Source organism: Aureispira sp. CCB-QB1 (assembly GCF_000724545.1).
GTDB lineage: Bacteria > Bacteroidota > Bacteroidia > Chitinophagales > Saprospiraceae > Aureispira.
On the sequence record NZ_JHBV01000161.1, the window covers coordinates 1 to 4,366 of the forward strand.

Below are 4,366 nucleotides of genomic sequence, written 5' to 3' on the forward strand. Positions count from 1 at the left end.
TATCGTTTCGTTTGTATTGTCATGCCAATTGAAATTGATGCAAATGTTTGTATAAATTCGGTCCTGGACAACGGGTTGTTCCAAAGTCCTTGTGACCATAAACGTCCAAACGCTGAGGCAAGGTTTTTCTTAAGTATCGGATTAACTGCTTTAAGCTCTTGAGCTGTGCCCGACTGGGCTCTTGTTTCGTAAAATCACCACTCAAACAAATGCCAATGGTGGCCGTATTTACCCCAGCTGTATTGTAACTCACGACGGTCAAAGGATGCGCCTGCACAATCAACCCATCCACTTCAATCACAAAAGTGTACCCAATCCCCGCCCAGCCCTTGGTCAAGACATGATAGCGAGCATAGTCCTTGGCCGTTTGACCAATAGAAGCCGAATGATGGACAACGATTTGACGAATCTGATCTAAAGTCCTGGTTCCATATTTTTTAGTCGCCGAGCGCAGCAATGCATTGGATTGATCCACTATTTTAAGCCGCTGATCCTTGATCCAAAGGAACAGAAGAACGATGCAACAAACAACGCCAACCAGCACCGCTTTTTTATTCTTGAGCGTCATTCGCTTTCATTTTTGGCAATTGCACAAAAACATGATAACCCCCGATAACCCAAGTTAACAACAGCACAAGGACCAACCCTTTAATCATTCTGTCTCTGTTGTGCAGCATTCTTCGAATGGTATCAATCGACGCATCAACGGCTTGTATTTGATTGTTTGTCATAGATTAGAGAATAACCATACGTCTACTTTAGTTGTTGTTCTTTGCTCTGAATCCTCAAAGAAAAGCTGCCCCAAACTATACGCAGGAATTGCCATTACTAAAAAGGAACTGGCTGCCATTAAATAACTACCTTTTTCTTTTCCACAAACATAGAGCAAAACAATGGCTAAGAAAGCCACTCCTTTCATGCCTGAGTCATCATATGTTTTCATCGACGTCATGTTCAATACTTCCTTTTTTATAGAGCCATCGCAGAAACAACAGCACTAATAAGATGATTAAAATGGGCTTTAGGGCATTCCACAGATCTTCCCCTAAATTGGGCTCCTTTTCCTCCTTTTGTTTGGTTTGCCACCACAAAAAGCCCGTCCCACCTGCTCCTAGAATAAAGGGGATTAAGAACGGCATTACTTCAAGGCTTTTAGCAAGTCATTAATACTGATGCTTGTTCTTCCCGTGTACTTTTTTAACATCGCTTCCGTTGCGGAACCAAAAATGCCATCTACGGTTAAGTACTCATAAAAACTAGGACCACTACTACCATGCTTGACATTCAGCAATTGTTGCAATTCCTCCACTTGCTTGCCTTTGCTGCCTTTTTGTAAAAGGATATCTCTATCCACTATTGCACTATTGTTGCTGGTCACGGTTGGATGCATTGTTGCGGGTTGAGCATTGGTCAATCCTCCTTTATACAAAAAGAAGGATGCTAGCTTATTTTTATACATAAAAGCAAGTACAGCCAGCAAAACCAAAGCCCCCACGATTAAGGGGACTTTGTGTTCTTGAATTTTTTCCTTCATTTTAAACAGGTTTATCGGTGCTGTCCATGACTGTCAACTGTTTTTTAACCGTTGTTTTGTCTGCTTTTTGTTGCTCAGCGGCAACTACTGTTTTCGGTTCTTGGGGCTGCTCTGCGTCCATCTTGGCTTCTTTCTCCTTTTGCTTGTCTGTTTTTTGTTTCCAATAATAAGCTGCTCCCCCTGCTAGTAACAAGACGATGAGTACGAAGAGGATGATTTTAGTTTTTTTCGATAGTGTTTTCATGTTTGGGTTTGTTGTATTGTTGTTGATAATTTTCTAAAAATGATATGAAGCCTTTGCTTTTATTTGATAATATGTTCTAGTTCTTTAATTCGCTGCTCAATTAACATAAAATAACCATAAGCACCATAGCCTCCACTGCCATCACAGCCCACATTACAAGCAGCAATATGCACCTGAATATCCACGCCATATTTTACTTTATACGCTCGTACCGTCGCCATAAAACGAACCGCATCTAAGTCATACAATTCCTTAATCGGTTCGCAACGCTCTGAAAAATCAAAGTAATATCGAGTTGTCAGCCCTTTGTGTAGACGCTCCAAAAGCTCATTCGGATCATAGGCTACTGCATTGCCATTTTCATCTTTGATATCTACCTGTACCTCAATCTGTTTATTGGTTTTGGATTTCTTGCCAAAATAATTGCCTAGAACAAAAATCAAGACAATCAAAACGACAACACCTCCGATATACAGTTGATTTTTTGTTAACACGGGATTGGTTTTTTCTCTCATTATTTTTTTCCCATTTTATCAGCTTTTGCTGTTTTTACCAAATAACCTTCTGCAATCAATGCGGCAATAGCGGTTTGTTCCGTCACTCGATCAAAGTATTCCATTTCAGCCATCCAACTTTTAACAAAGGCATGCATTACCCCCGCATTATACACGGGACGACCATGCACTCTTTTTAGCAGCTCTCTATCACTGACATTGTGCCCATTCACTGCCTTAAAAAAGTCTAGTCCCTTTCGAACACTCTCTCCTTGATTCATCCACCAAACCTCATCCTCCGAATGTACATACGCATTTTGACTGCCATACATCAAATTTAAGCTCAGTTGACCAATCCAATGAGCATCGCCTGAATGTCGTTGATTGGTAACATTATACCCATCCCAAGACTGCGCTAAAAAGCGTTGCAGCTCCTTTCTTAATGGTTCTCCTTTGGTTTCATACTTTCCAAAAATGGGATAGGTTAAATAGTTGTTCTTTTCAACTTGATGCAGCTGTGCAAACATTCCACTGATTGCCTCAATTGCTTGGCTGGTCCAACTGGATGTATCAACCAAGGTTCGACCTACTTTGTGAATGGCTCGCACCTCATCGGCAGCTCCTTCATTCATTTGGATGTACTTCATCCGCTCCTGAATCAAGGCTTTTCCTGCTTCGCTGTTCTGAAGCACCGCAACAGGTTTGGGGGGTGGTGGTGCGTTGGGATCCTTCTTATTGCCCAATAACTTCGCCACTAAATCCTTGGTTAAAATATTGGTGGCTTCGCTACTTGCATCCTTTCTTCCTGTAATCGGAGGCAACTGCTCCTGGCGTTGTTCCTGAACAGGTTCCTCGTCGTCCTTATTGGTTCCCAAGACTTTCCAAGCCGCAAAACCACCTCCGACCAAAACCAAAAGAATCACAGCGATTAGAAGCCCTGTTTTACTGCTTGGATGTTCCATTTTTAGTTAGTATGATCACAATGATTAAAACAACCACTCCTGCTGCAATGCCTCCAATGAGCCAAGGATTGGTTTTCTTTTCTGGTGGTGGCGGGGGCACATAAGCAGGAGTAGCACTAGAACCGCCTTTCCCTGTAACGGCGGTAATAAAATTGGTGATGCTGTCCAAACCACCAGCACTAGCGCCAATAATTCCTGCTACATCAGTGCCTGTTTTGCTTTCTTGCCGTTGCTCGCTCAGTGTCCCATTCGAGCCTCCAAACTGTTGGCTGTAACTGGGACGGTTGCTCGATAGGTTAATATTCAAGCCATTGCTTGACCCACCGTATTGCTTTGTAAAATCCATTATTTAGGACTTTTTACAAGGCTAAAAGAAAAAGCTAAGACCAAGATCACCAAACTAAAACTAAAGGCTAGATTGGCAATGGATTTGGCTTTGCACAAACCACAAGGAGTTGTTCCTGCTTGGGTTGGTGTATTGGTGGTTGAAAGATTGGTGGTGGGCTCCTTAATAACGGTAGCAGAGGCATTGCTAGAAGTATTTAATTCATTCGTAGCCGTTGGAGCTGGGCTAGCCACTTTAATCGTGGGCTGGCTGGCTGTTGGGTTGGGATTGGTGGTAGAATCGCCTCTCAATTCAGCGAGGGTCCCTGTTTGCAATTTTTCCATTAGGTTCTTGGGCGTTTAGAGGTTAGGTAATATAATAGGAGAATAAACGATAAGCTCGTGATCACGGCACCACTAATCACTAGTAGTTTGGTGCGCTTGGCTCGATCTTCTCGTTCTTGAGCAGCTTGAATGGTGTCCGATTGTGCCATTGCTCCAAATATATGGGCAAGTTCACTCCCTGAAACACCATGATTGCCAAAACCACCGCTCAATATATCCCCTGTCTGTATGCTATCAAAAAATTGACCTACTGCCATAGGATATGGGTTTGAAAAAAGCCAATTGCCACTCGGGACAATTGGCTCTTAGGGTTTTAAGGGGTTGTTTTTTAGGTTTACTATCGACGAACCCACTCGGTGGTCATCGTCACATTCACACCAACACCTCGATAGACAGGCATTTCTAAATAGTTGCTGCCATCTAAGGCTACACCAAGGTCGGTGATGGAACGAATATTCGTCTG

At 42.7% G+C, this 4,366-nt stretch carries 11 protein-coding genes; all 11 read right to left on the bottom strand.

The features are described 5' to 3' along the window. Positions 1-19 precede the first annotated feature (19 nt). The 11 genes from CG11_RS28690 to CG11_RS28740 all read right to left on the bottom strand — a co-directional run bounded on the left by CG11_RS28690 (position 20) and on the right by CG11_RS28740 (position 4,160). Complete coding sequence (locus CG11_RS28690) at positions 20-475, bottom strand: peptidoglycan recognition family protein (RefSeq protein WP_052600347.1); 456 nt, start codon at positions 473-475, stop codon at positions 20-22. A 76-nt stretch (positions 476-551) separates the two neighbouring features. Beyond that, positions 552-731 (bottom strand): hypothetical protein, encoded by a 180-nt coding sequence (locus CG11_RS28695; RefSeq protein WP_052600348.1) that lies wholly within the window; start codon positions 729-731, stop codon positions 552-554. Next, positions 728-943 carry a hypothetical protein gene (locus CG11_RS28700; RefSeq protein WP_052600349.1) on the bottom strand — a complete coding sequence of 72 codons (216 nt, stop codon included), beginning with the start codon at positions 941-943 and terminating at the stop codon, positions 728-730. The genes CG11_RS28695 and CG11_RS28700 overlap by 4 nt, the downstream gene beginning before the upstream one ends. Beyond that, complete coding sequence (locus CG11_RS28705) at positions 930-1,139, bottom strand: hypothetical protein (protein WP_052600350.1); 210 nt, start codon at positions 1,137-1,139, stop codon at positions 930-932. Before CG11_RS28705 ends, CG11_RS28700 begins: the two co-directional genes overlap by 14 nt. After that, a complete protein-coding gene (locus tag CG11_RS28710) occupies positions 1,139-1,534 on the bottom strand; it encodes a peptidoglycan-binding protein (protein ID WP_052600351.1) in 396 nt (131 codons plus the stop codon). Before CG11_RS28710 ends, CG11_RS28705 begins: the two co-directional genes overlap by 1 nt. A 1-nt stretch (position 1,535) precedes the next feature. Further along, positions 1,536-1,778 (bottom strand): hypothetical protein, encoded by a 243-nt coding sequence (locus CG11_RS28715; RefSeq protein WP_052600352.1) that lies wholly within the window; start codon positions 1,776-1,778, stop codon positions 1,536-1,538. 59 nt (positions 1,779-1,837) lie between these two features. Further along, positions 1,838-2,293 carry a hypothetical protein gene (locus CG11_RS28720; protein WP_052600353.1) on the bottom strand — a complete coding sequence of 152 codons (456 nt, stop codon included), beginning with the start codon at positions 2,291-2,293 and terminating at the stop codon, positions 1,838-1,840. After that, the gene (locus CG11_RS28725) at positions 2,293-3,234 is read right to left on the bottom strand and encodes a hypothetical protein (RefSeq protein ID WP_052600354.1); all 942 of its coding nucleotides are present in this window, start codon (positions 3,232-3,234) and stop codon (positions 2,293-2,295) included. The genes CG11_RS28720 and CG11_RS28725 overlap by 1 nt, the downstream gene beginning before the upstream one ends. After that, a complete protein-coding gene (locus CG11_RS28730) occupies positions 3,215-3,580 on the bottom strand; it encodes a hypothetical protein (RefSeq protein ID WP_052600355.1) in 366 nt (121 codons plus the stop codon). The genes CG11_RS28725 and CG11_RS28730 overlap by 20 nt, the downstream gene beginning before the upstream one ends. Next, a complete protein-coding gene (locus tag CG11_RS28735) occupies positions 3,580-3,903 on the bottom strand; it encodes a hypothetical protein (RefSeq protein WP_052600356.1) in 324 nt (107 codons plus the stop codon). The genes CG11_RS28730 and CG11_RS28735 overlap by 1 nt, the downstream gene beginning before the upstream one ends. Beyond that, on the bottom strand, positions 3,903-4,160 hold the full coding sequence (locus CG11_RS28740; RefSeq protein WP_052600357.1) for a hypothetical protein: 258 nt from the start codon (positions 4,158-4,160) through the stop codon (positions 3,903-3,905). Before CG11_RS28740 ends, CG11_RS28735 begins: the two co-directional genes overlap by 1 nt. Between the last annotated feature and the right edge of the window lie 206 nt (positions 4,161-4,366).